The organism is Pseudomonas sp. SZ40 (assembly GCF_052958135.1).
In genome coordinates, this window is sequence record NZ_JBQWIF010000005.1 from 177,271 (window position 1) to 200,232 (window position 22,962).

The 22,962-nt window shown below is 61.5% G+C and carries 20 protein-coding genes; 3 read left to right on the forward strand and 17 right to left on the reverse strand.

The annotated features are described in order from the left end of the window. The first annotated feature begins 137 nt into the window (after positions 1 to 137). Positions 138 to 683: a Dps family protein gene (locus ACT9T4_RS06905; RefSeq protein WP_052493837.1), complete on the forward strand. Its 546-nt coding sequence runs from the start codon at positions 138 to 140 to the stop codon at positions 681 to 683. A gap of 56 nt (positions 684 to 739) precedes the next feature. On the opposite strand, the gene fghA is transcribed toward ACT9T4_RS06905, so the two are convergent. Further along, positions 740 to 1,585 carry an S-formylglutathione hydrolase gene (gene fghA, locus ACT9T4_RS06910; protein ID WP_499116194.1) on the reverse strand — a complete coding sequence of 282 codons (846 nt, stop codon included), beginning with the start codon at positions 1,583 to 1,585 and terminating at the stop codon, positions 740 to 742. A 59-nt stretch (positions 1,586 to 1,644) separates the two neighbouring features. Further along, positions 1,645 to 2,757 carry an S-(hydroxymethyl)glutathione dehydrogenase/class III alcohol dehydrogenase gene (locus tag ACT9T4_RS06915; RefSeq protein ID WP_042555194.1) on the reverse strand — a complete coding sequence of 371 codons (1,113 nt, stop codon included), beginning with the start codon at positions 2,755 to 2,757 and terminating at the stop codon, positions 1,645 to 1,647. A 134-nt stretch (positions 2,758 to 2,891) separates the two neighbouring features. Between ACT9T4_RS06915 and ACT9T4_RS06920 the strand changes: the two genes are divergently transcribed. Both ACT9T4_RS06920 and ACT9T4_RS06925 read left to right on the forward strand, forming a co-directional pair. Then, positions 2,892 to 3,779, forward strand: a complete 888-nt coding sequence (locus ACT9T4_RS06920; protein WP_499116196.1) for a LysR substrate-binding domain-containing protein — start codon at positions 2,892 to 2,894, stop codon at positions 3,777 to 3,779. Positions 3,780 to 3,890: 111 nt separating this feature from the next. Next, positions 3,891 to 4,214 (forward strand): HPF/RaiA family ribosome-associated protein, encoded by a 324-nt coding sequence (locus ACT9T4_RS06925; protein ID WP_042555192.1) that lies wholly within the window; start codon positions 3,891 to 3,893, stop codon positions 4,212 to 4,214. Between the two features lie 124 nt (positions 4,215 to 4,338). Here ACT9T4_RS06925 and ispD read toward each other — a convergent pair whose 3' ends face one another. From ispD to bamA, 15 genes are all read right to left on the reverse strand, one after another. Then, the gene (gene ispD, locus ACT9T4_RS06930) at positions 4,339 to 5,049 is read right to left on the reverse strand and encodes a 2-C-methyl-D-erythritol 4-phosphate cytidylyltransferase (protein WP_042555191.1); all 711 of its coding nucleotides are present in this window, start codon (positions 5,047 to 5,049) and stop codon (positions 4,339 to 4,341) included. Further along, positions 5,046 to 5,324: a cell division protein FtsB gene (ftsB, locus tag ACT9T4_RS06935; protein ID WP_042555190.1), complete on the reverse strand. Its 279-nt coding sequence runs from the start codon at positions 5,322 to 5,324 to the stop codon at positions 5,046 to 5,048. Before ftsB ends, ispD begins: the two co-directional genes overlap by 4 nt. A 157-nt stretch (positions 5,325 to 5,481) precedes the next feature. Further along, entirely contained in the window at positions 5,482 to 6,771 is a 1,290-nt protein-coding gene (eno, locus tag ACT9T4_RS06940) for a phosphopyruvate hydratase (protein ID WP_042555189.1), read from the reverse strand. Between the two features lie 148 nt (positions 6,772 to 6,919). After that, positions 6,920 to 7,765 carry a 3-deoxy-8-phosphooctulonate synthase gene (gene kdsA / locus ACT9T4_RS06945; RefSeq protein ID WP_042555188.1) on the reverse strand — a complete coding sequence of 282 codons (846 nt, stop codon included), beginning with the start codon at positions 7,763 to 7,765 and terminating at the stop codon, positions 6,920 to 6,922. Between the two features lie 3 nt (positions 7,766 to 7,768). Further along, positions 7,769 to 9,400 carry a CTP synthase gene (gene pyrG / locus ACT9T4_RS06950; RefSeq protein ID WP_042555187.1) on the reverse strand — a complete coding sequence of 544 codons (1,632 nt, stop codon included), beginning with the start codon at positions 9,398 to 9,400 and terminating at the stop codon, positions 7,769 to 7,771. A gap of 295 nt (positions 9,401 to 9,695) precedes the next feature. After that, positions 9,696 to 11,021 (reverse strand): tRNA lysidine(34) synthetase TilS, encoded by a 1,326-nt coding sequence (gene tilS, locus ACT9T4_RS06955; RefSeq protein WP_042555186.1) that lies wholly within the window; start codon positions 11,019 to 11,021, stop codon positions 9,696 to 9,698. Positions 11,022 to 11,100: 79 nt separating this feature from the next. Then, positions 11,101 to 12,051, reverse strand: coding sequence for an acetyl-CoA carboxylase carboxyltransferase subunit alpha (locus ACT9T4_RS06960; protein WP_042555185.1), 951 nt, complete (start codon positions 12,049 to 12,051; stop codon positions 11,101 to 11,103). Between the two features lie 245 nt (positions 12,052 to 12,296). After that, positions 12,297 to 15,836, reverse strand: coding sequence for a DNA polymerase III subunit alpha (dnaE, locus tag ACT9T4_RS06965; RefSeq protein WP_042555349.1), 3,540 nt, complete (start codon positions 15,834 to 15,836; stop codon positions 12,297 to 12,299). A gap of 76 nt (positions 15,837 to 15,912) precedes the next feature. Beyond that, the gene (rnhB, locus tag ACT9T4_RS06970; protein ID WP_042555184.1) at positions 15,913 to 16,521 is read right to left on the reverse strand and encodes a ribonuclease HII; all 609 of its coding nucleotides are present in this window, start codon (positions 16,519 to 16,521) and stop codon (positions 15,913 to 15,915) included. Continuing rightward, positions 16,521 to 17,654 (reverse strand): lipid-A-disaccharide synthase, encoded by a 1,134-nt coding sequence (gene lpxB / locus ACT9T4_RS06975; RefSeq protein ID WP_042555183.1) that lies wholly within the window; start codon positions 17,652 to 17,654, stop codon positions 16,521 to 16,523. The genes rnhB and lpxB overlap by 1 nt, the downstream gene beginning before the upstream one ends. A 3-nt stretch (positions 17,655 to 17,657) precedes the next feature. Further along, positions 17,658 to 18,434, reverse strand: a complete 777-nt coding sequence (lpxA, locus tag ACT9T4_RS06980) for an acyl-ACP--UDP-N-acetylglucosamine O-acyltransferase (protein ID WP_042555182.1) — start codon at positions 18,432 to 18,434, stop codon at positions 17,658 to 17,660. Further along, positions 18,431 to 18,871, reverse strand: a complete 441-nt coding sequence (fabZ, locus tag ACT9T4_RS06985) for a 3-hydroxyacyl-ACP dehydratase FabZ (RefSeq protein WP_042555181.1) — start codon at positions 18,869 to 18,871, stop codon at positions 18,431 to 18,433. The genes lpxA and fabZ overlap by 4 nt, the downstream gene beginning before the upstream one ends. A 49-nt stretch (positions 18,872 to 18,920) precedes the next feature. Beyond that, positions 18,921 to 19,982 (reverse strand): UDP-3-O-(3-hydroxymyristoyl)glucosamine N-acyltransferase, encoded by a 1,062-nt coding sequence (lpxD, locus tag ACT9T4_RS06990; protein WP_042555180.1) that lies wholly within the window; start codon positions 19,980 to 19,982, stop codon positions 18,921 to 18,923. Further along, positions 19,982 to 20,485, reverse strand: coding sequence for an OmpH/Skp family outer membrane protein (locus ACT9T4_RS06995; RefSeq protein ID WP_042555179.1), 504 nt, complete (start codon positions 20,483 to 20,485; stop codon positions 19,982 to 19,984). The genes lpxD and ACT9T4_RS06995 overlap by 1 nt, the downstream gene beginning before the upstream one ends. 48 nt (positions 20,486 to 20,533) lie before the next feature. Then, complete coding sequence (gene bamA / locus ACT9T4_RS07000) at positions 20,534 to 22,894, reverse strand: outer membrane protein assembly factor BamA (RefSeq protein ID WP_042555178.1); 2,361 nt, start codon at positions 22,892 to 22,894, stop codon at positions 20,534 to 20,536. Positions 22,895 to 22,962 lie beyond the last annotated feature (68 nt).

A 22,962-nucleotide genomic window follows, 5' to 3' on the forward strand; every position in this document is an offset into this window, starting at 1 on the left:
TGAAGAGAAAAACCGCAAGGCAGCTTCCCCCTCCACCGCCTTCGCAAACTCTATATCGCGAAAATGTTGGAATGTTCTCGCCCTACGGATAGTCGACAAGAGGTAGCAAAACATTTCTAGCAACCATGGAGACCATCATGGCCGTAGCACGCAAACCGACAGCAGCAAAACCCAAGGCAAAAGCCAGCGCACAGAAACTCAAGGGCGATGGCCTGGCCATCAATACCAGCGTCGATGGCGCTGCCCGCGAGAAGGTCGCTGAAGCACTGACCAAGGCGGTCGCGGACAGCTACACCCTGTACGTCAAGACCCTGGGCGTGCACTGGAACGTGCAAGGCTCGAACTTCTATGGCCTGCACAAGCTGACCGACGCGCAGTACAACGAAATTCATCAGGCCGCTGACGAGCTTGCCGAGCGTATCCGCGCCCTGGGCAAACTGGCGCCGACCGGTGGGGAAACCTTCCGCGCGCTCACCGTCATCGACAATGAAGCGCCACACAAACCTACACCGCAGATGATCGGCGAGCTGGTGAAGGACAACGAAGCAGTGGCTCGGCGCATGAGCGAGTTCGCTGAACTGGCCGAAGAAGCCGGTGACCTGTTCAGCCACGACATGCTGGTAGCGCGCATCGGCGTGCACGAGCAGAATGCCTGGATGCTGAGATCCAGTCTGGGTGAGTGATCTGTAGCAGCGAAAGGAAGGGCGCTGCCGGTTGAACCGGTAGCGCCCTTTTTCATTCAGCGAGCCAGCGCCCCGGCATGATGGCGCAAGTGGTCTTCGATGAAACTGGCGATGAAGTAGTAGCTGTGGTCATACCCCGGTTGCAGGCGCAGGGTCAGCGGATGGCCGGCCGCCTTGGCCGCCGCTTCCAGCGCATGAGGCTTGAGCTGGCCGTCGAGAAAATCGTCACGATCTCCCTGATCCACCAGAATAGGCAACTTCTCCGTCGCATCGGCGATCAGCACGCTGGCATCCCATTCGCGCCAGCGCGAACGGTCTTCACCGAGATAGTTGGAAAACGCCTTCTCGCCCCACGGGCAGTTCAGCGGATTGGTGATCGGCGAAAAGGCCGAGACCGAAGCATAACGCCCCGGATTCTTGAGCGCGCAGATCAACGCGCCGTGGCCGCCCATGGAGTGTCCGGCGATACCGCGCTTGTCGGATACCGGAAAGTTGGCCTCGATCAACGCCGGCAGTTCCTGCACCACGTAATCGTACATGCGGTAATGACGCGCCCAGGGCTCCTGCGTCGCATTGACGTAGAAGCCGGCACCCAGACCGAAGTCGTAGGCGCCATTGGCGTCGTCCGGCACGCCCTCACCGCGTGGGCTGGTGTCGGGGGCGACGATGATCAGGCCGAGCTCGGCTGCCATGCGCTGGGCGCCGGCCTTCTGCATGAAGTTCTCGTCGGTACAGGTCAGCCCGCTGAGCCAATACAGCACTGGCAGCCTGGCGCCCTTCTCGGCTTGCGGCGGCAGATAGACGGCAAACACCATGTCGCAGTTGAGCGACGTGGAGCGGTGGCGATAGCGCTTGTGCCAGCCGCCAAAGCTCTTGTTGCTGGAAACGATTTCCAAAGTCATGACGAGTCCTCACGGGCGGCGGACAAGCCGTCGGGCGACGGCGTTATCCGCCCCACTGATCAATAGTGGATGACGGTGCGGATGCTCTTGCCTTCGTGCATCAGATCGAAGGCGTCGTTGATCTGCTCCAGGCCCATGGTGTGGGTGATGAAGGTATCCAGCGGGATTTCGCCACTCTGCGACTTCTCCACATAGCTCGGCAGTTCGGTGCGGCCCTTGACGCCACCGAAAGCCGAACCACGCCAAACGCGACCGGTTACCAGCTGGAACGGGCGGGTACTGATTTCCTGGCCAGCACCGGCCACACCGATGATCACGCTTTCACCCCAGCCCTTGTGCGCGCACTCCAGTGCGGCGCGCATCAGTTGCACGTTGCCGACGCATTCGAAGCTGTAGTCCACACCGCCATCGGTCAACTCGATGATCACGTCCTGGATCGGCTTGTCGTAATCCTTCGGATTGACGAAGTCGGTCGCGCCCAACTCGCGGGCCACGTCGAACTTGGCCGGATTGATATCGACGGCGATGATGCGCGAGGCCTTGGCCATCTTCGCTCCGATGATCGCTGCCAGGCCGATGCCACCCAGGCCGAAGATGGCCACGGTGGCGCCCTCCTCCACCTTGGCGGTGTTGAGCACGGCGCCGATACCGGTGGTCACGCCACAGCCGAGCAGGCAGACCTTTTCCAGCGGCGCTTCCTTCGGAATGACAGCCAGGGAGACTTCCGGCAGGACGGTGTATTCGGAGAACGTCGAGCAGCCCATGTAGTGATAGATCGGCTCACCGTTGTAGCTGAAGCGCGACGTACCATCGGGCATCAGGCCCTTGCCCTGGGTAGCACGCACCGAGCTGCACAGGTTGGTCTTGCCCGACAGGCAGAATTTGCACTTGCGGCATTCGGCGGTGTACAGCGGAATCACGTGATCCCCTACAGCCACCGATGTCACGCCCTCGCCGATGGCTTCGACGATGCCGCCACCTTCGTGGCCGAGGATCGAGGGGAATACGCCCTCGGAGTCGGCACCGGACAGGGTGTAGGCGTCAGTGTGGCAAACACCGGTCGCGACGATGCGTACCAGCACTTCCCCAGCCTTGGGCGGCTCGACATCCACTTCGACGATTTTCAGCGGCTCGTTGGGCGCAAAGGCTACGGCGGCGCGCGACTTGATCATATCCAGATTCTCCTGATGGGAAAGCAATGGGGAGGGAGTGTAGTAGACCCACAGCGAGAGATAATCAGGCAGAATGCAAAACATTATTGCCATCCAGGGACAATCAATCGCTGGCCAAGCAAAAGGGGAAGAACATGAATCGTTGGGAAGGCCTGGACGAATTCGTCGCTGTGGCGGAATGCAGCCAGTTCACGGCTGCCGCCGAACGCCTGGGGTTGTCTTCATCCCAGGTAAGCCGACAAATCGCCCGCCTGGAAGAACGCCTGCATACCCGGCTGTTCTATCGCACCACGCGCAAGGTGGCGCTGACCGAGGCGGGTCAGACCTTTCTGCAGCATTGCCAGCGCCTGCAGGATGCACGGGAGGAAGCGCTCAATGCGATTGGCGATCTGGGCGGCGAGCCCAAGGGGCTGCTGCGCATGACCTGTGCGGTGGCCTATGGCGAGCGCTTCATCGTGCCATTGGTCACCGCCTTCGCCGCCCGCCACCCGAGGCTTTCCGTGGATATCGAACTGAGCAATCGCACCCTGGACCTGCTCCAGGACGGTTTCGACATCGCCATTCGCCTGGGCCGCCTGCAGGACTCGCGAATGCTCGCGACGCGCCTGGCGCCAAGGCGCATGTACCTGTGCGCATCGCCTGACTACCTGCAGCGCTACGGTCGCCCGCACAGCCTCTCGGAGCTGGCTCGACACAATTGCCTGGTTGGCAGCAGCGATGTCTGGACATTCCAGCTCGATGGCCGCGAAGCCTCTCAACGGGTTCAGGGCAACTGGCGCTGCAACAGCGGCCAGGCCGTGCTGGATGCGGCGCTCGGCGGGCTGGGCCTGTGCCAGCTGCCCGACTATTACGTGCTCGAACACCTGCGCAGTGGCGCCCTGGTGTCCCTGCTCGCCAATCACCAGCCACCGAATACCGCGGTGTGGGCGCTCTACCCGCAACAACGGCATCTGTCGCCCAAGGTCAGGCAACTGATCGATGCGTTGCGTGACGGCTTGAGCCAACGAGTCGAATACACCTAGCCGCTCATATGCTGTCACAACCGTCCGCGAACCTCTGTCGTCATCACCCCGTCGTAAATCATGAGGCCCTTGTTCGGGCCGTTGCGAACCCACCAGCATGAGGAAATGGTTATGCAGGTCATGGTCAACAGCGGAAAACACGTCGACACCTCGATGGCATTCAAGACGGATATCCGAAGCCGAGTACGAGACAAGTTACAGCGCTATGAGGAACATCTCACCCGCGTGGAAATTCATCTCTCCGACGAAAACGCCCTGAAAAGCGGCCCCCAGGACAAACGCTGCAAGGTAGAAGCACGCATGAAGGGGCGCGACCCCATGTCGGTGTCCTTCGATGCCTGCGAAATGCAGCAGGCCATCGACGGCGCAATGAACAGGCTCACCAGTGTGCTCGATCGCAACCTTGGCAAGAACGCCAACAAGTGGATTCACTGAGAGCGGTCCACTTGCGCCACCCGGAGCATTGCCCCAGTACGAATCGATGGGGCCTTGCCGCGGTGCCGGCGTCGCCTGAAGGATTCGCCGCGGGGGCGGGGCTCCTACCGGTGGAGCAACGGCGTCAGCTGCGGCCGCGCCAGACGCGCTCCAGATAGTGCAGGTCTTCCGGGCGGGTGACCTTGAGGTTATCCGCCCGGCCTTCGACGAGACGTGGCGACTGACCGGCCCACTCGATGGCCGACGCTTCGTCGGTCACTGCAACATCCGATACCAGTGCTTCGGCGAGCGCGCGGTGCAAGGCACCCAGGCGGAACATCTGCGGTGTGTAGGCCTGCCAGATGACCGAGCGATCGATGGTTTCGCGCACACGCCCATCGCTGCCGATACGCTTGAGGGTGTCACGAGCGGGAACGGCAAGCAGCCCGCCTACCGCGTCGTCAGCCAGCTCGGCCAGTAAAAGGTCGAGATCGGACTGCGCCAGATTGGGCCGTGCTGCGTCGTGCACCAGCACCCAATCCTGCTCACTGGCGCCCAGTTCTCCCAGACGCAGCAACGCATTGAGCACCGAATCGGCGCGCTCGGCACCGCCGTTGGCAATATGGATGCGCGGGTCGCGGGCGCAACTCAGGTTTGGCCAGAACGGGTCGTCCTCGGCCAGGCTGACCACCACGCCACGCAGGCACGGATGGTCGAGGAAACAGTTGAGGGTATGTTCGAGAATGCTCTTGCCGGCCAGCTGCAGATACTGCTTGGGCTTGTCGGCACGCATGCGGCTACCGATACCGGCGGCCGGAATCACCGCCCAGAAGGACGGCAGATCAGGAGTGTTCATTCAGCCAACTGATAGAGGGTTTCGCCGTCCTTGACCATGCCCAGCTCATGGCGGGCTCGCTCTTCGACGGTTTCCATGCCTTTCTTGAGCTCCATCACCTCCGCCTCGAGGATGCGGTTGCGCTCGAGCAGACGCTCGTTCTCGCCTTCCTGGTCGGCAATCTGCTGCTGCAGATCGGTAACCTGCGCCAGACTGCCCTCGCCGACCCACAGGCGATATTGCAGCCCTGCAAGTACCAGAACCAGAACGAGAAACAGCCAGTAGGAACTACGCATGGCAGGTGAGGCACTCGGATAAGAAAGGGTCGCTGCTGCGGACATCTGTCGATTCTCCCTGCGTCATCGGCATCCGACAAGACCGTGAAGTCGACTCGACAGATCTTCACAGCGTCCGCGTGGCGAGGTGTTGACCACCTCGCCGAGCGAACCTACCTTAGCCGCGGAACTCGCCGCGACCACGGTACGGCGCCTTGGCGCCCAGTTGCTCTTCGATACGCAGCAACTGGTTGTACTTGGATACGCGGTCGGAGCGGCACAGCGAGCCGGTCTTGATCTGACCAGCGGCAGTACCGACCGCCAGATCGGCGATGGTGCTGTCTTCAGTCTCGCCACTGCGGTGCGAGATGACCGCGGTGTAACCAGCAGCCTTGGCCATCTGGATGGCTTCCAGGGTTTCGGTCAGCGAGCCGATCTGGTTGAACTTGATCAGGATCGAGTTACCGATGCCCTTGTCGATGCCTTCCTTGAGGATCTTGGTGTTGGTCACGAACAGGTCGTCGCCAACCAGCTGGACCTTGTTGCCGATCTTGTCGGTGAGGATCTTCCAGCCCGCCCAGTCGGACTCGTCCAGACCGTCTTCGATGGAGATGATCGGGAAGCGCTCGGTCAGGCCTTTCAGGTACTCGGCAAAACCTTCGGCGTCGAAGGATTTACCCTCGCCTGACAGGTTGTACTTGCCGTCTTCGTAGAACTCGCTGGCCGCGCAGTCCAGTGCCAGGGTAACGTCGGTGCCCAGCTTGTAACCCGCATTGGCCACGGCTTCGGCAATGGCCGACAGCGCGTCTTCGTTGGAAGCCAGGTTCGGCGCGAAACCGCCCTCGTCGCCAACAGCGGTGCTCAGGCCACGAGCCTTCAGCACGGCCTTGAGGTGATGGAAGATTTCCGCGCCGATGCGCAGGCCGTCGGCGAAGTTCTTCGCACCAACCGGCTGCACCATGAATTCCTGGATATCGACGTTGTTGTCGGCATGCTCGCCGCCGTTGATGATGTTCATCATCGGTACGGGCATGGAGTACTGGCCAGGGGTGCCATTGAGGTTGGCGATGTGCGCGTACAGCGGCAGATCCTGATCCTGGGCGGCGGCCTTGGCGGCTGCCAGGGAGACGGCGAGGATCGCGTTGGCGCCCAGGGTGGCTTTGTTTTCGGTGCCGTCCAGATCGATCATGATCTTGTCCAGAGCCTTCTGGTCGACCGGATCCTTGCCCAGCAGCGCATCGCGGATCGGGCCATTGATGTTGCCAACGGCCTTGAGAACGCCCTTGCCGAGGTAACGGCTCTTGTCGCCATCACGCAGTTCCAACGCTTCGCGCGAACCGGTGGAGGCACCGGAAGGCGCACAGGCGCTACCGACGATGCCATTGTCGAGGATTACGTCCGCTTCCACGGTGGGGTTGCCACGGGAGTCGAGAACCTCACGACCCTTGATGTCGACGATCTTTGCCATTCTTGTAAGCTCTCCAGAAATTGTCGAAAACGCACTGCTGCATTCGGCTGCCAGCACCGGGCACGATCAACGGCGGACCGGGCTGACATGACAAACCCGGCCAAAAGGCCGGGCGGTGAAACAGATAAGCGAACCGTGGAAACGCCGGTCAGGCGGTTTCGATCGGATCCTGACTCTTGATCAGATCATCCAGCTGCTTGAGCTGCGCCAGGAACGGCTCGAGCTTGTCGAGACGCAAGGCACAAGGGCCATCGCACTTGGCATTTTCCGGATCCGGATGCGCCTCGAGGAACAGCCCGGCCAACCCCTGGCTCATGCCGGCCTTGGCCAGCTCGGTCACCTGGGCACGACGCCCGCCCGCAGAATCCGAGCGCCCGCCCGGCATCTGCAAGGCGTGGGTGACGTCGAAGAACACCGGGTACTCGAAGGCCTTCATGATGCCGAAGCCCAGCATGTCCACCACCAGGTTGTTGTACCCGAAGGAAGAACCACGCTCGCAGAGGATGAGCTGATCGTTCCCGGCTTCGACACACTTGGCGAGAATATGTTTCATTTCCTGAGGCGCGAGGAACTGCGCCTTCTTGATGTTGATCACTGCACCGGTCTTGGCCATGGCCACCACCAGGTCGGTCTGCCGCGAGAGGAAGGCAGGCAACTGGATGATGTCGCAGACGTCCGCCACCGGCTGCGCCTGGTGGGGTTCGTGCACATCGGTGATCACCGGCACGCCGAAGGTCTTCTTCACTTCCTCGAAGATCTTCATGCCCTCTTCCAGGCCAGGGCCGCGGAAGGAAGTCACCGACGAACGGTTGGCCTTGTCGAAGCTTGCCTTGAACACATAAGGGATACCGAGCTTTTCGGTAACCCGCACGTATTCCTCGCAGGTACGCAGCGCGAGGTCACGGGACTCCAGCACGTTGATGCCGCCAAACAGCACGAACGGCTTGTCGTTGGCGACATCGATCGCGCCAACGCGGATGGTCTTCTGCGCCATGGGTCAGGCCTTCTTCGCTTGGTGCGCCAGTGCGGCGTTGACGAAACCACTGAACAGCGGGTGGCCGTCACGCGGCGTGGAGGTGAATTCCGGGTGGAACTGACAGGCGACGAACCATGGATGATCCGCGCTCTCGACCACTTCGACCAGGGCGCCGTCACCGGAACGACCGGTGACCTTCAGGCCAGCGTCGATCAGTTGCGGCAGCAGGTTGTTGTTCACTTCGTAGCGATGGCGGTGGCGCTCGACGATCACGTCCTTGCCGTAGCAATCGTGAACCTTGGAGCCGCTCAGCAGTTGGCAATCCTGGGCGCCCAGGCGCATGGTGCCGCCAAGGTCGGAGGCTTCGGTGCGCTGTTCAGTCGCGCCGGTCGCATCCTGCCACTCGGTGATCAGACCGACCACCGGATGCTTGCTGGCGATGTCGAACTCGGTGGAGTTGGCATCATCCCAGCCCAACACGTTACGGGCGAACTCGATGACCGCCACCTGCATGCCCAGGCAGATGCCCAGGTAGGGAATCTTGTTCTCGCGAGCGTACTGGACGGTCTTGATCTTGCCTTCCACGCCACGCAGACCGAAACCGCCTGGAACCAGAATGGCATCGACGCCCTGCAGCAGGTCGGTGCCCTTGTTCTCGATGTCTTCGGAATCGATATAGCGCAGGTTGACCTTGGTACGGTTGCTGATACCGGCATGGCTCATCGCTTCGATCAGCGACTTGTAGGCATCCAGAAGCTCCATGTACTTACCGACCATGGCGATGTTGACTTCTTTTTCCGGGTTCAGCTTGGCATCGACCACGCGATCCCACTCGGACAGGTCGGCACCGCGGCATTCCAGAGCGAAACGCTCGACGACGAAATCATCCAGACCCTGCGAGTGCAGGATGCCCGGGATCTTGTAGATGGTGTCGGCGTCTTCCAGGGCGATTACGGCACGCTCTTCGACGTTGGTGAACTGGGCGATCTTGCGGCGCGACGACAGGTCGATCGGGTGATCGGAGCGGCACACCAGTACGTCCGGCTGCAGGCCGATGGAGCGCAGTTCCTTGACCGAGTGCTGGGTCGGCTTGGTCTTGGTTTCGCCTGCGGTGGCGATGTACGGAACCAGCGTCAGGTGCATCAGCATGGCGCGCTTGGCGCCCACTTCGAAACGCAGCTGGCGGATAGCCTCGAGGAACGGCTGCGACTCGATATCCCCCACGGTGCCGCCGATTTCGACCATGGCGACGTCGGCGTCGCCGGCACCCTTGATGATGCGGCGTTTGATCTCGTCGGTGATGTGCGGGATGACCTGGATGGTCGCGCCCAGATAATCACCACGGCGCTCTTTGCGCAGCACGTCTTCGTAGACGCGGCCAGTGGTGAAGTTGTTGCTCTTGGTCATCGTGGTGCGGATGAACCGCTCATAGTGACCCAGGTCGAGATCGGTCTCGGCACCGTCGTGAGTGACGAACACTTCACCGTGCTGGAACGGGCTCATGGTGCCCGGATCGACGTTGATGTAGGGATCCAGTTTGAGCATCGTGACCTTCAGGCCCCGCGCCTCCAGGATTGCCGCCAAGGATGCCGAGGCGATGCCTTTCCCCAATGAAGAAACAACACCACCCGTGACGAAAATGAAGCGCGTCATGAAAAACCCTAAGAAGTCAGCAGTGGCGGTCGAGCCGCCGGGGAGCAGAGAAGGCCTTGGTTCACCTTAGCAAACATGGCGAACCATGCTGGCAAATAGCAAACATCCACCGCTTCTGGAGAAGCAGCGAATACCTGAATAGAGACGGGAGCGTAGTCTACCGGAAACGTCCTGAGTGGGGAAGAACACGAAGTCCGAAGCAGCGCAAAAGCTGCTGAGACGAGACTTGCACGAAACCCGGAAAAGCCTCTGGCCTGGGGCTTGGCGCCTGCGACATCAACGCGGCAGCCAGCCCTCAGGCGCGTATGTCGACAGCTCCGGCAAGATGCCGATCGATCTGCGCTGGCTGCCAGTGAAACGTACCGCAACCGGGGCTGGCGAGCAGATTGGCTAGCGCCACGGGCCGTCCGTCGCACAACAGCAGCGGGATGCGCCCACGGACGAATTCGGGCACACCGGCTTCCTGCAGGAGACGCTTGAGATCACGCCGACCGCGCCCTGGCACCTCGAGAATCTCGCCGCCCTGACGATAGCCGACGCTCAACCGCCCCTCCGGTATGGTGCCCTCGAGCCAGACGCGACCATTACCCGGCAATGCCAGTGGCTGCTCAACCAGAGGCCAGGGCTGCGCCTGGCGCGACCAGGTTGCAGACCAGCCAGTACCGAGCCAGAACAGGCAACCGCCATGACGTCGCAACTCGCCGCTTTCCAGTCGCCAGACCGGGCTGGCGTCGGGCCCCGCATCACGCAGATCGACCCACCCCTGCCAATGGCGACTATCGGGCAAGCGGGTGAAATCCGCCAGCCAGTGGCGCAGCACGTTGCGTTGACGGGCATCGGAAAGTCCGCGCAACGCCTGCAGATCCAGACTGGGAACGGTTAGCCAATCGAAAGCCGGCGACGCCTGGGCTCGCTGCAGATCGAGCTCGGCGAGCTCCTGCAGCAACCCCAGCGCCTCGGCCTGATGCTCCGCGGTACGGGCCAGTACCTGGGATGCTTTAGGCCAATGCCTGTGCAAGAGCGGCAGGACCTCGCGACGTAAAAAATTGCGCGCAAGGCGGGTGTCGGCATTCGACGGGTCCTCCACCCAGCGCAGCCCATGCGCCTCGGCATGAGCCTCCAGCGCGCTGCGCGGCACGTCCAGCAGGGGGCGCACGGCATGCCCGGCGGCCAGCGCACGGCTGGCCGCCATGGCCGCCAGACCGCGCACCCCAGCACCACGCAGCAGACGATAGAGAACGGTCTCCGCCTGATCGTCCTGATGCTGAGCGAGCAGCAGTACCTCCCCGGGATTCAGCCGCGCGGAAAACGCAGCATAACGAGCGTCACGCGCCGCTCGCTCCAAACTGGCACCCGGCGCGACCTGCACATGCTCGACATGCAGCGGCACGCCCAACTCATCGCACAGGCGCTGGCAATGCAGCGGCCAGGCGTCAGCCGCGGCCTGCAAACCGTGATGCACATGGATAGCGGAGATGGGGGGCAGCGCATGGCTTCGAGCAGCCACTGCCAGCGTGTGCAGAAGCACGGTGGAGTCGAGCCCGCCGGAGAAAGCGACTCGCCAGGAAGATGCCTCACGCCACGGAGCGAGGCGCGCGAGCAGAGCCGATTCGAGGGGCATGCGGCGGTTCAGCGAAGCGACCCCGCAGGCATGCGCGTCGCCAGCACGGCGACTCGCATGCCTGCGGGGCAAACCGGCATCAGGCGATACCGTAGCTCATCAGACGCTCGTAACGACGCGCCAGCAGGGCATCGGTATCGAGTTTGCCGAGATCCTCGAGCTGAGCGCTCAGGACCTGGCGGATGGATTCAGCGGCAGCGGCCGGATCACGGTGCGCACCACCCAGAGGCTCGGCGATCACCTTGTCGACGATGCCCAGGCCCTTCAGGCGCTCGGCGGTGATACCCATGGCTTCAGCGGCGTCCGGTGCCTTTTCGGCGGTTTTCCACAGGATCGACGCACAACCTTCCGGCGAAATCACCGCATAGGTCGAATACTGCAGCATGTTCAGGTTGTCGCACACGCCAATGGCCAGTGCACCACCGGAACCACCCTCACCGATGACGGTGGAGATGATCGGCGTTTTCAGACGCGCCATGACACGCAGGTTCCAGGCGATCGCTTCGCTCTGGCCGCGCTCTTCGGCATCGATACCCGGGTAGGCGCCCGGGGTGTCGATGAAGGTCAGGATCGGCATCTTGAAGCGCTCGGCCATTTCCATCAGGCGACAGGCCTTGCGGTAACCTTCAGGACGCGGCATGCCGAAGTTGCGACGTACCTTCTCGCGAACCTCACGGCCCTTCTGGTGGCCGATGACCATGGCCGGCTGGCCATTGAGGCGCGCAACGCCACCAACGATGGCGGCGTCGTCGGAGAAATGACGATCACCGTGCAGCTCGTCGAACTCGGTGAAGATGTGTTGCAGGTAGTCCAGGGTATAAGGCCGCTGCGGGTGACGGGCAAGCCTGGCGATCTGCCAACTGGTCAGATTGCCGAAGATGCTCTCGGTCAGCGTACTGCTCTTGTCCTGCAGACGGGCGATTTCGTCGCCGATGTTCAGGGAGTTGTCATTACCAACCAGGCGAAGCTCTTCGATCTTGGCTTGCAGGTCGGCAATCGGCTGTTCGAAATCGAGATAATTCGGGTTCATAGGCATCCGTCATGCGTCGACGGCCACAGGGCCGGGGAGCGTGTATCCATTTGGCGCCTACCTTATAGGAACAGGCGCATTCAGGTCGACACTTGCAAGGCACTTCCGGCAGCGAATCTGCCAGCGAATGCACCTTGGCATTCACTCGGCAGCCAAACCCGGAGGGGTTCGGTCGCGTCGGCGGCGATCATGCAGTGTCACGGGCTTCGTGCGGAGCCTTGGCCCCGCATTTCAGCACCGCAATTCTAGCGGTATTGCAGGAAGACGTTTTCTCGTCCGAACTGGTCACGCAAAGCTTGAATCAAGCTGTCGGCCGGGTCGATTCGCCAGTCCTCGCCAAACTGCAGCAAGGCTTTGGCATCGGCACCGGTGTAGTCCACGGTGATCGGGCAGGCGCCACGGTGACGACGGCACAGCTCACCCAGCCAGCGTAGACGATCACCCTTCAAGGCAGTGGCCTGCACGCGAACGCGCAAACTCTCGGCCAGCCCGGTACGCGCCTCCTCGAGACTCATCACTCGCTTGGCGCGCAAACGCATGCCACCGGAGAAGTCGTCGTTGCTGACTTCCCCTTCCACCACCACCAGAGCATCGCTCTGCAGCAGCGCCTGGTTGCTGGCGAAGGCATCGGCGAACAGCGAGGCCTCGATACGCCCGGAACGGTCGTCCAGGGTGATGAACCCCATCTTGTCGCCCTTCTTGTTCTTCATCACCCGCAGGTTGACGATCAGGCCGGCGACGGTCTGGGTGTCACGTGCCGGCTTGAGATCGACGATGCGCTGGCGGGCGAAACGCCGCACTTCGCTTTCGTACTCGTCGATCGGGTGGCCGGTCAGATAAAGGCCCAGGGTGTCCTTCTCGCCCTTGAGTCGCTCTTTGAGCGATAGCTCCTTGGCGCGGTGATGGTTGGCGTAAACGTCCGCCTCGGGGCTGGCGAACACGCCGCCGAACAGATCCATATGGCCACTATCATGACTGCGCGCGGTCTGCTCGGCGGCCTGAACGGCCTCCTCCATCGCCGACAGCAACACCGCACGATTGCGGTCGATATTGGCCTGATAGGCCTTGAGCTCGTCGTAAAAGTGCGGCCCCAGACGATCCAGCGCACCACTGCGGATCAATGCATCCATGGTGCGTTTGTTGATGCGCTTGAGGTCGACCCGCGAGCAGAAGTCGAACAGATCCTTGAACGGGCCGTCCTGACGCGCCTCGACAATCGCCTCGACCGGGCCTTCGCCAACACCCTTGACCGCGCCCAGGCCATAAAGAATCCGCGGCACGTCGTTCGCGTCATGACTGACGGTGAACTTGAACTCGGAGGCGTTCACATCTGGCGGATCGATGCGCAACTTCATGTTGCGGCATTCCTCGATGAGGATCACCACCTTGTCGGTGTTGTGCATGTCCGCCGACAGTACCGCAGCCATGAACGGCGCCGGGTAATGCGCCTTCAGCCAGGCGGTCTGGTAGGAAACCAGGCCATAGGCCGCCGAGTGAGACTTGTTGAAACCATAACCGGCGAACTTTTCCACCAGGTCGAAGATGTTGCCCGCCAGCTCGGCATCGATATTGTTGTTGGCACAGCCTTCGATGAAACCACCACGCTGCTTGGCCATTTCCTCGGGCTTCTTCTTGCCCATGGCACGGCGCAGCATGTCCGCCTGGCCGAGGGTATAACCGCCCATGACCTGGGCGATCTGCATGACCTGTTCCTGGTAGAGGATGATCCCGTAGGTCGGCTTGAGTACCGGCTCCAGGCCCGCGTACTGGTAATCAGGATGCGGATAGGACAGTTCGGCACGACCGTGCTTGCGGTTGATGAAGTCATCCACCATGCCGGACTGCAACGGACCAGGACGGAACAACGCCACCAGAGCGATCATGTCTTCCAGGCAGTCGGGCTTGAGCTTCTTGATCAGCTCCTTCATGCCGCGCGATTCGAGCTGGAAGACCGCGGTGGTCTCCGCCTTCTGCAGCATCTGATAGGTCGGCTTGTCATCCAGCGGGATGAAATCGATGTTGACCAGATTCTCTTCCGGCTCGCCCGCCGCACGCTGGTCGCGGTGGATGGTTTCCAGGGCCCACTTGATGATGGTCAGGGTACGCAGGCCGAGGAAGTCGAACTTCACCAGGCCGGCTTGCTCGACATCGTCCTTGTCGAACTGTGTCACCAGCCCGGCGCCCTCTTCATCGCAGGCGATAGGCGAAAAGTCGGTCAACTTGGTCGGTGCGATCACCACGCCCCCGGCGTGCTTGCCGGTACCGCGCACGATGCCCTCGAGCTTCAGGGACATGTCCCAGATCTCGGCTGCCTCTTCGTCGTTCTTGAGGAAATCGCGCAGCGGTTCCTCCATCTCGAAGGCCTTTTCCAGGGTCATGCCGACTTCGAACGGAATCATCTTCGACAGGCGATCCGCCAGGCCGTAGGACTTGCCCTGCACCCGCGCCACGTCACGCACCACCGCCTTGGCCGCCATCGAACCGAAGGTGATGATCTGGCTCACCGCGTTACGGCCGTACTTCTCGGCCACGTAATCGATGACCCGGTCACGGCCATCCATGCAGAAGTCGACGTCGAAGTCGGGCATGGATACACGTTCGGGGTTGAGGAAGCGCTCGAACAGCAGGTCGTAGGCCAACGGATCGAGGTCGGTGATCTTCTGCACGTAGGCCACCAGCGAACCGGCACCTGAACCCCGCCCAGGACCGACCGGCACGCCGTTGCTCTTGGCCCACTGGATGAAGTCCATAACGATCAGGAAGTAGCCGGGGAAGCCCATCTGGATGATGATATCCAGCTCGAAATTCAGCCGATCGATATAGACCTGCTTCTTCGCGTCGTAGTCCGGGGTGTCCTTGGGCAGCAGCACCTCGAGGCGCTCCTCCAGGCCGTCGAACGACACCTTGCGGAAGTACTCGTCGATGGTCATGCCTTCCGGCACGGGGAAGTCAGGCAGGAAGTACTTGCCGAGCAGAACCTCGATATTGCAGCGTTTGGCGATCTCGACGGTGTTTTCCAGCGCGTCGGGAAGATCGCTGAACAGCTCGGCCATCTCTTGTGGCGACTTCAGGTACTGCTGGTCGGAGTAGATACGTGGCCGGCGCGGGTCGTCGAGAATGCGGCTTTCACCAATGCAGACGCGAGTTTCGTGGGCCTCGAAGTCACCCTGCTTGAGGAAGCGCACATCGTTGGTAGCGACCAGCGGAGCCCCCTGCCTATCAGCCAGGGCCACGGCTGCATGCACGTGCTCTTCGTCATTGACGCGGCTGGTGCGCTGCACTTCCAGATAGAAACGCTCCGGGAACACGGCCTGCCATTCCTGCAGCAACGCTTCGGCCCGAGCCAGCTCGCCATCGAGCAGCGCATGGCCGATTTCACCTTCCTTGGCACCGGACAGGGCGATCAGGCCCTCGCTGGCAGCTTTCACCCAGTCACGCTGGATGATCACCAGATCATTGCTCTGCCCTTCACTCCAGCCACGGGAAACCAGCTCGGTGAGGTTGCGATAGCCCTTGGGGTTCATCGCCAACAGAGTCATGCGGGTCAGCGGGCCGTCTTCGTAAGCGCTGGCAAGCCAGATATCGGCACCACAGATCGGCTTGATACCGGCGCCCATGGCGGCTTTGTAGAACTTCACCAACGAGCACATGTTGCTCATGTCGGTGACCGCCACCGCCGGCATGCCCGAGCCGGCCACGGCCTTGACCAGAGGTTTGACGCGAACCAGTCCGTCGACCAGAGAGTATTCGGTGTGCAGGCGAAGATGAACGAAAGAAACAGCCATGAAGAAGCCCTGCAGGAAAAGCGACAAAACGCGGATTGTACCGTAACTGGAAGGATGGACAGCGTCCTGAGTAGGCTCAGTCCGCTCCAGTGGCTTCCAGCAATCGGCGTACCGGCGCGAAGGAGCGCCGATGGATGGGGGTCGGGCCCAGGCGCATCAGGGCCTCGAGGTGCACGGGCGTCGGATAACCCTTGTGCAGGGCGATGCCATAACCCGGATACAGCGCGTCGAGCTCACGCATCTCGCGATCGCGACTGACCTTGGCGAGAATCGAGGCCGCGGCGATGGCCGGCACCTGAGCATCGCCACCGACCACCGGCGCACTGGGCACAGAGAGTTTCGGGCAGCGATTGCCGTCGATCAGCGCCAGTTTTGGCGTTACGCTCAGGCCCTCGACGGCACGCTGCATGGCAAGCATGGTGGCATGCAGGATATTCAGGCGGTCGATCTCTTCCACGTCAGCGCGGGCAATGCACCAGGCCAGGGCCTTTTCGCGGATTTCATCGAACAGCTTCTCGCGCCGGGCCTCGCTGAGTTTCTTGGAGTCGTTGAGACCGAGGATCGGCCGTGCCGGGTCGAGAATCACCGCGGCGGTGACCACTGCGCCACACAAAGGGCCACGGCCGACTTCGTCGACACCGGCGACCAGTTCTTCGACGGTCGAAAAATCCAGCCCCATTTGCATCAGCGACGCCCCAGCAGATCGAGCACCGCGGCAGCCGCGCGCTCGGAGGCGCCGCGTCGCAGGGTGCGGTGAATGGCATCGAAGCCCTCGGTCTGCACGTCGCCATCGACCAGCAGCGGTGCCACCGTCCGAGCCAGGGCATCGGCGGTGGCCGCGTCCTGGATCAGCTCGGGTACCAGCAGGCGCTGCGCGAGCAGGTTGGGCAGCGAGATGTACGGGCTCTTCACCAGGCGTTTGAGAATGCTGAAAGTCATCGGCGCCACACGATAGGCCACCACCATCGGGCGCTTGTACAGCAGCGCCTCGAGGGTAGCGGTGCCGGACGCGATCAGCACGGCATCGCAGGCTGCCAGGGCATCGTGGGAGCGACCGTCGAGCAACTGCAGCGGCAAATCCCGACCGCCGAGCATCTGCTCGAGCTGTTGGCGACGTTCCGGGCTGGCACAGGGCAATACGAAGCGTACACCCGGACGCAGCGCACGCAGACGCTCCGCCGCATCGAGAAACAGGCTGCCCAGACGCGACACTTCACCGCCGCGGCTACCTGGCAGCAAGGCCACCACAGGAGCCTCGAGAGGCAGCCCGAGCAGTTCGCGAGCCGCAGCGCGATCGGCCTGCAACGGGATGGCATCTGCCAGCGGATGGCCGACGAAGCACACAGGGACCTGATGCGCCTCGTAGAACTGCGCCTCGAAAGGAAACAGGGTGAGCATCAGGTCGCAGGCTTCGCGAATCTTCAGCACGCGCTTCTGCCGCCAGGCCCACACCGATGGGCTGACGTAATGCACGGTACGAATTCCGGCACGCCGCAGCTTCAGTTCGACACCCAAGGTGAAATCCGGTGCGTCGATACCGATGAATACATCGGGCTTGCGCGCGATGAGACTGGCGATCAGCCGGCGACGGCGCGACAGCAGCTCGGGTAAACGACCCAGCACTTCGACCAGCCCCATGACCGCAAGGCGCTCCATGGGAAAGTCGCTGACCAGGCCCTCGGCCTGCATGCGTGGGCCGCCCACGCCGATGAACTCCACATTGGGGTGCTGTGCCTTCAGGGCCTGCATCAGGCCTGAACCCAGAATATCGCCGGATGCCTCGCCGGCGACCAGCGCGACACGCAATACCTCAGCCATGGGTCAGCGGGTGATGCCGCGGCTGGAGGTGAGGATGGAGTCACGGAACACCGCTACTTCGGAGAACTGGGCGGCCACGTCTTCCAGCTCGACCAGCGCTTCCTCGATGGTGAAACCCTGGCGGTAGACGATCTTGTAGGCACGCCGCAGGGCCTGCATGGCCTCGGAGCTGAAGCCACGACGGCGCAGGCCTTCGAAGTTCATGCTACGGGCCTCGGCAGGGTTGCCGGAAACGGTAACGTAAGCCGGAACGTCCTTGCCGATCGCCGCGCCCATGCCGGCGAAGGCATGCGCACCGATATGGCAGAACTGGTGCACGAGGGTGTAGCCGGACAGAATCGCCCAGTCACCGATGTGCACGTGACCGGCCAGTGCCACGTTGTTGACCAGAATGCAGTTGTTACCGACGACGCTGTCGTGACCGATATGGGCATAGGCCATGATCAGGTTGTGGTCACCGATGGTGGTTTCGTCACGATCCTGAATGGTGCCCCGGTGCATGGTCACGCCTTCACGGATGATGTTGTGGTCACCGATGACCAGGCGAGTAGGTTCGCCCTTGTACTTGCGATCAGGGGTATCTTCGCCAAGCGAGGCGAACTGATAGATCTTGTTGTGCTTCCCGATTCGGGTCGGTCCCTTGATGATCACGTTGGGACCCAGCACGCTGCCCTCGCCAATTTCTACGTCGGCCCCGATGATCGACCAAGGGCCGACGACGACGTCGTCAGCCAGCTTGGCGCTGGGATCGATGATGGCGCGAGGGTCAATCAAACTCATAACTTGCGTTCCGCACAGATGATTTCGGCCGAGCACACTTCCTTGCCATCGACCGTGGCTTTGCATTCGAACTTCCAGATGCTGCGCTTGCTGCTGAGGAACTTGGCCTCGAGAATCAGCTGGTCGCCAGGCACTACCGGCTGACGGAAGCGTAGCTTATCCGAGCCAACGAAATAATAGAGCGTACCGTCGGCAGGCTTCACGTCCATCATCTTGAAGCCCAGAATACCGGCCGCCTGTGCCATGGCCTCGATGATGAGGACACCTGGCATGATCGGATGCTCGGGGAAATGGCCGTTGAAGAATGGCTCGTTGACGCTGACATTCTTATAGGCACGAACGCTCTTGCCTTCAAGATCCAGATCCGTGACCCGGTCCACCAGCAGGAACGGGTAACGGTGCGGCAAGTACTCGCGAATTTCGTTGATGTCCATCATTTCCAGAGAAGCCCGTAATAAAAAGAATAGAGCACGGCATCAGCCATGCTCAGGCATCAGATGAGGCATTCCCGCTCGAGGTCACGGCATTCAGCTGTTTTTCCAACTGCTTCACACGCCGTGCCATGTCGTCCAGCTGGCGGATGCGCGCCACGCTCTTCTTCCACTCGCCTGCAGGTTGCATGGCCGTCCCGGATGAATACGCCCCCGGCTCGGTGATCGAGCGCGTGACCATGGTCATGCCGGTCACGAATACCCCGTCGCACACATCGATGTGCCCAACCATGCCAACGCCACCAGCGATCATGCAGTTCTTGCCGATCGACGTGCTGCCGGAAATACCGACGCATGCTGCCATCGCCGTGTTGTCACCGACCTGCACGTTGTGCGCGATCATGATCTGGTTATCCAGCTTCACACCGTTGCCGATGCGGGTGTCGGACAGCGCACCGCGATCCAGCGTGGTGTTGGCGCCGATCTCGACGTCGTCGCCGATGCTGACGCCACCGATCTGGGCGATCTTTTGCCAAACGCCCTTCTCGTTGGCGAAGCCGAAGCCCTCACCACCGATCACTGCACCCGACTGAATGACCACACGCTTGCCGATACGCACATCGTGGTACAGGGTCACCCTTGGTGCCAGCCAGCCACCCTCTCCGATCTCGGAGCGCGCACCGACCACGCAATGCGCGCCCAGCGACACACCTGCACCAACCTTCGCGCCACTCTCGATCACCACGAATGGTCCGATCGCAGCGCTCGGGTCCACCTGAGCATCGTCAGCCACCAGGGCGGTGGGATGAATCCCCGCCGCAGCCCTGGGCTTGCGATCGAACAAGTGGGACAGCGACGCGTAGGCCAGGTAGGGGTTGGCCACGATCAACGTATTGCCGGCGAAGCCTTCGGCGTCAGCAGCAGTCAGCAGTACCGCGGCGGCTTGGCAGCTAGGCAGGTGCTTGCGGTACTGAGCGTTCGACAGGAACGTCAGCTGAGACGGGCCGGCATCCTGTAAGGTTGCCAGCCCGTCGACCGTCTGATCCGCAGCGCCACGCAAGGTGGCGCCCAACCGCTCGGCCAGTTGACCGAGGGTGAATACAGGTGTGGACATCATCAACGCATCTGGTTCATGCGCTCGATGACCTGGCGGGTGATGTCGAACTGGGGTTTGACATCGATCACCGCACCACGCTCGAGCACCAGATCGAAGTTGCCGGACTTGATGACCTCTTCAACGGCCTTGTCCAGGTTGGGCTTGAGCTTCTTGAGCATGTCGCGGTCAGCGACGGCCTTGGCCTCGTTCAGCTCCTTGGACTGGAACTGGAAGTCACGTGCCTTCTGCTTGAAGTCCAGCTCGAGACGCTCGCGCTCGGCGGTCTGCATCTTCTCACCGTCTTTGACGATACGATCCTGAATGCGCTTGGCGTCGCTTTCCAGCGTCTTGAGCTTGTTCAGTTGGGGGCCGAATTTCTTCTCGGCGTCCACGGCGTAACGCTTGGCCGCATCGGACTCGAGCAGGGCCATTTGATAATTGAGTACCGCAACCTTCATTTCCGCGAATGCCGGGGTGGCCAGCAGAGCAGCGCTTAACAGAACCAGTTGAGTCAACTTACGCACGGTGTAACTCCTGCAGAAAAACTGTCTTCGTGATTCATGAGCAGACGCTTAGAACGTCTGGCCGAGGGAGAACTGGAATACCTGGGTATCGGCGTCGTCCGGTTTCTTCACCGGCATCGCCAGGCTGAAGCTCAACGGACCGAGCGCAGTGATCCAGGTGACACCGACACCAACCGAGCTGGCCAGGTTGCCGAAATCGATGTCACAGCTGTCGCCACGACGTTTCTGCCCGGAGCTGCAGTCGGTATCGAACACGTTACCCACGTCCCAGAACAGAGCGGTACGCAGCGAACGCTGATCCTTGACGAACGGCAGTGGGAACAGCAGCTCTGCACCGCCCTGAATCAACACGTTACCACCGAACGGCAACGGATCCTGATCCGGGTCGGCCAGGGTTCCAGCGTTCGTACCAGTGCTCGGCGTACTGCGCGGGCCGAGGCTGCTGTCTTCGAAACCGCGAACCGAGTTGAAACCACCGGCGTAGTAGTTCTCGTAGAACGGCAGCTTGCTGGTGGAACCGAACGCGCCGCCGTAACCCAGCTGGGTATGGAAACGCATGGTGTAGGTATCGGTCAGCGGCTTGAAGACCTGGCCACGGTAGTCGAGCTTGTAGAACGACAGGTCGCTACCCGGCACGGTGGTTTCGAACACCAGGCTCTGCGAGTGGCCGCGGTTGGCCAGCACGCCACGGTTCAGGGTGGACTCGGACCAGCCGACGGATGCCTTGAAGTTCAGGTACTTCTCGCCTTCCTGACGGGTGAAGTCGAAGATCTCGTCGACGGTGTAGCGGCCGGTGTTGATCTCGTCCTGCTGCACGGTCAGGCCGTAGGTCAGGCGCGCGGTCTCGCTGATCGGGTAACCGATGTTGATACCGGCGCCCAGGCTGTCGACCGAGTAGCTGGACACATCGACATCGAGCTCGTCGTAGTCGGTGGTGCGGTAGAAGGCGTTGTAGCCCAGGCTCACGCCATCTTCGGTCCAGTAGGGATCGACGAAGCTGAAGTTGTAGCGGCTCTGGTATTCACTGCGAGTCAGGCCGAGGCTGACACGATTACCACTACCCAGGAAGTTGTTCTGGGTGATCGAACCACCGAGGATCAGACCGGCGTTCTGGGCGAAACCGACGCTGGCGGTGATGGAACCGGAAGCCTGCTCTTCGACGCTGTAGTTGACGTCGATCTGGTCATCGGTGCCCGGCACTTGCGGGGTCTCGACGTTCACTTCCTTGAAGAAGCCCAGACGTTCCAGACGAACCTTGGACTGGTCGATCAGGTAGGTCGAAGCCCAGCCACCTTCCATCTGACGCATTTCACGACGCAGCACTTCGTCTTCGGTCTTGGTGTTGCCACGGAAGTTGACGCGATTGACGTAGGCCCGCTTGCCCGGATCGACGACGAAGGTGATCGATACCGAGTTGTCGTCATCATGGGGCTCGGGCACGCCGTTGACGTTGGCGAAGGTGTAACCCTCGTTACCCAGACGGCGGGTGATCAGCTCGCTGGTGGTGGTCATGACCTTGCGGGAAAACACCTGGCCTTCCTTGACCAACAGCAGCGCACGAACTTCTTCTTCCGGCACCTTGAGGTCACCGGAGAGTTTCACGTCGCGGACGGTGTATTTCTCGCCTTCATCGACGTTGACGGTGATGTAGACGTGTTTCTTGTCCGGCGTGATGGACACCTGGGTGGAGGTGATGTCCATGTTGATGTAGCCGCGGTCCAGATAATAGGAACGCAGGCGCTCGAGGTCACCGGACAGTTTTTCACGGGCGTACTTGTCGTCGTTGCGGAAGAACGACAGCCAGTTGGTGGTCTTCAGCTCGAACAGATCGTTGAGGTCTTCATCGGAGAAGACATTGTTGCCCACCACGTTGATGTGCTGGATGGCTGCAACGGTGCCTTCGTTGATGTTGATCTTCAGTGCCACACGGTTGCGCGGCTGCGGAATCACTTCGGCATCGATCTCGGCGGAATAACGACCCTGGGCCACGTACTGGCGCTGCAGCTCGTTACGCACGCCTTCGAGGGTCGCGCGCTGGAAGATCTCGCCCTCGGCCAGGCCGGACTGATTCAGGCCCTTGAGCAGGTCATCACTGCTGATGGCCTTGTTGCCTTCGATTTCGATGCTGGAAATCGACGGACGCTCGACCACGGTGATGACCAGCACGTTGCCGTCACGACCCAGCTGGATATCCTGGAAGAAACCGGTCTTGAACAGCTCACGGGTCGCTTCGACCAGCGTGCGATCGTCGGCCGACTCGCCGACGTTCAGGGGCAGCGCACCAAACAGGCTGCCCGCGGAGACGCGTTGCAGGCCGTTAACGCGAATATCGGAGATGGTGAAGGACTCGGCGTGAACTTCGGCGATCATCAATGCGGCAAGAACCGCAGGTAGCAGCAGACGTTTCATGAAGTCCTTTCTTATTCCAACTAACGATAAGAAATCAGTCGTTCGAGACGAAAGATATGTAATTCAGC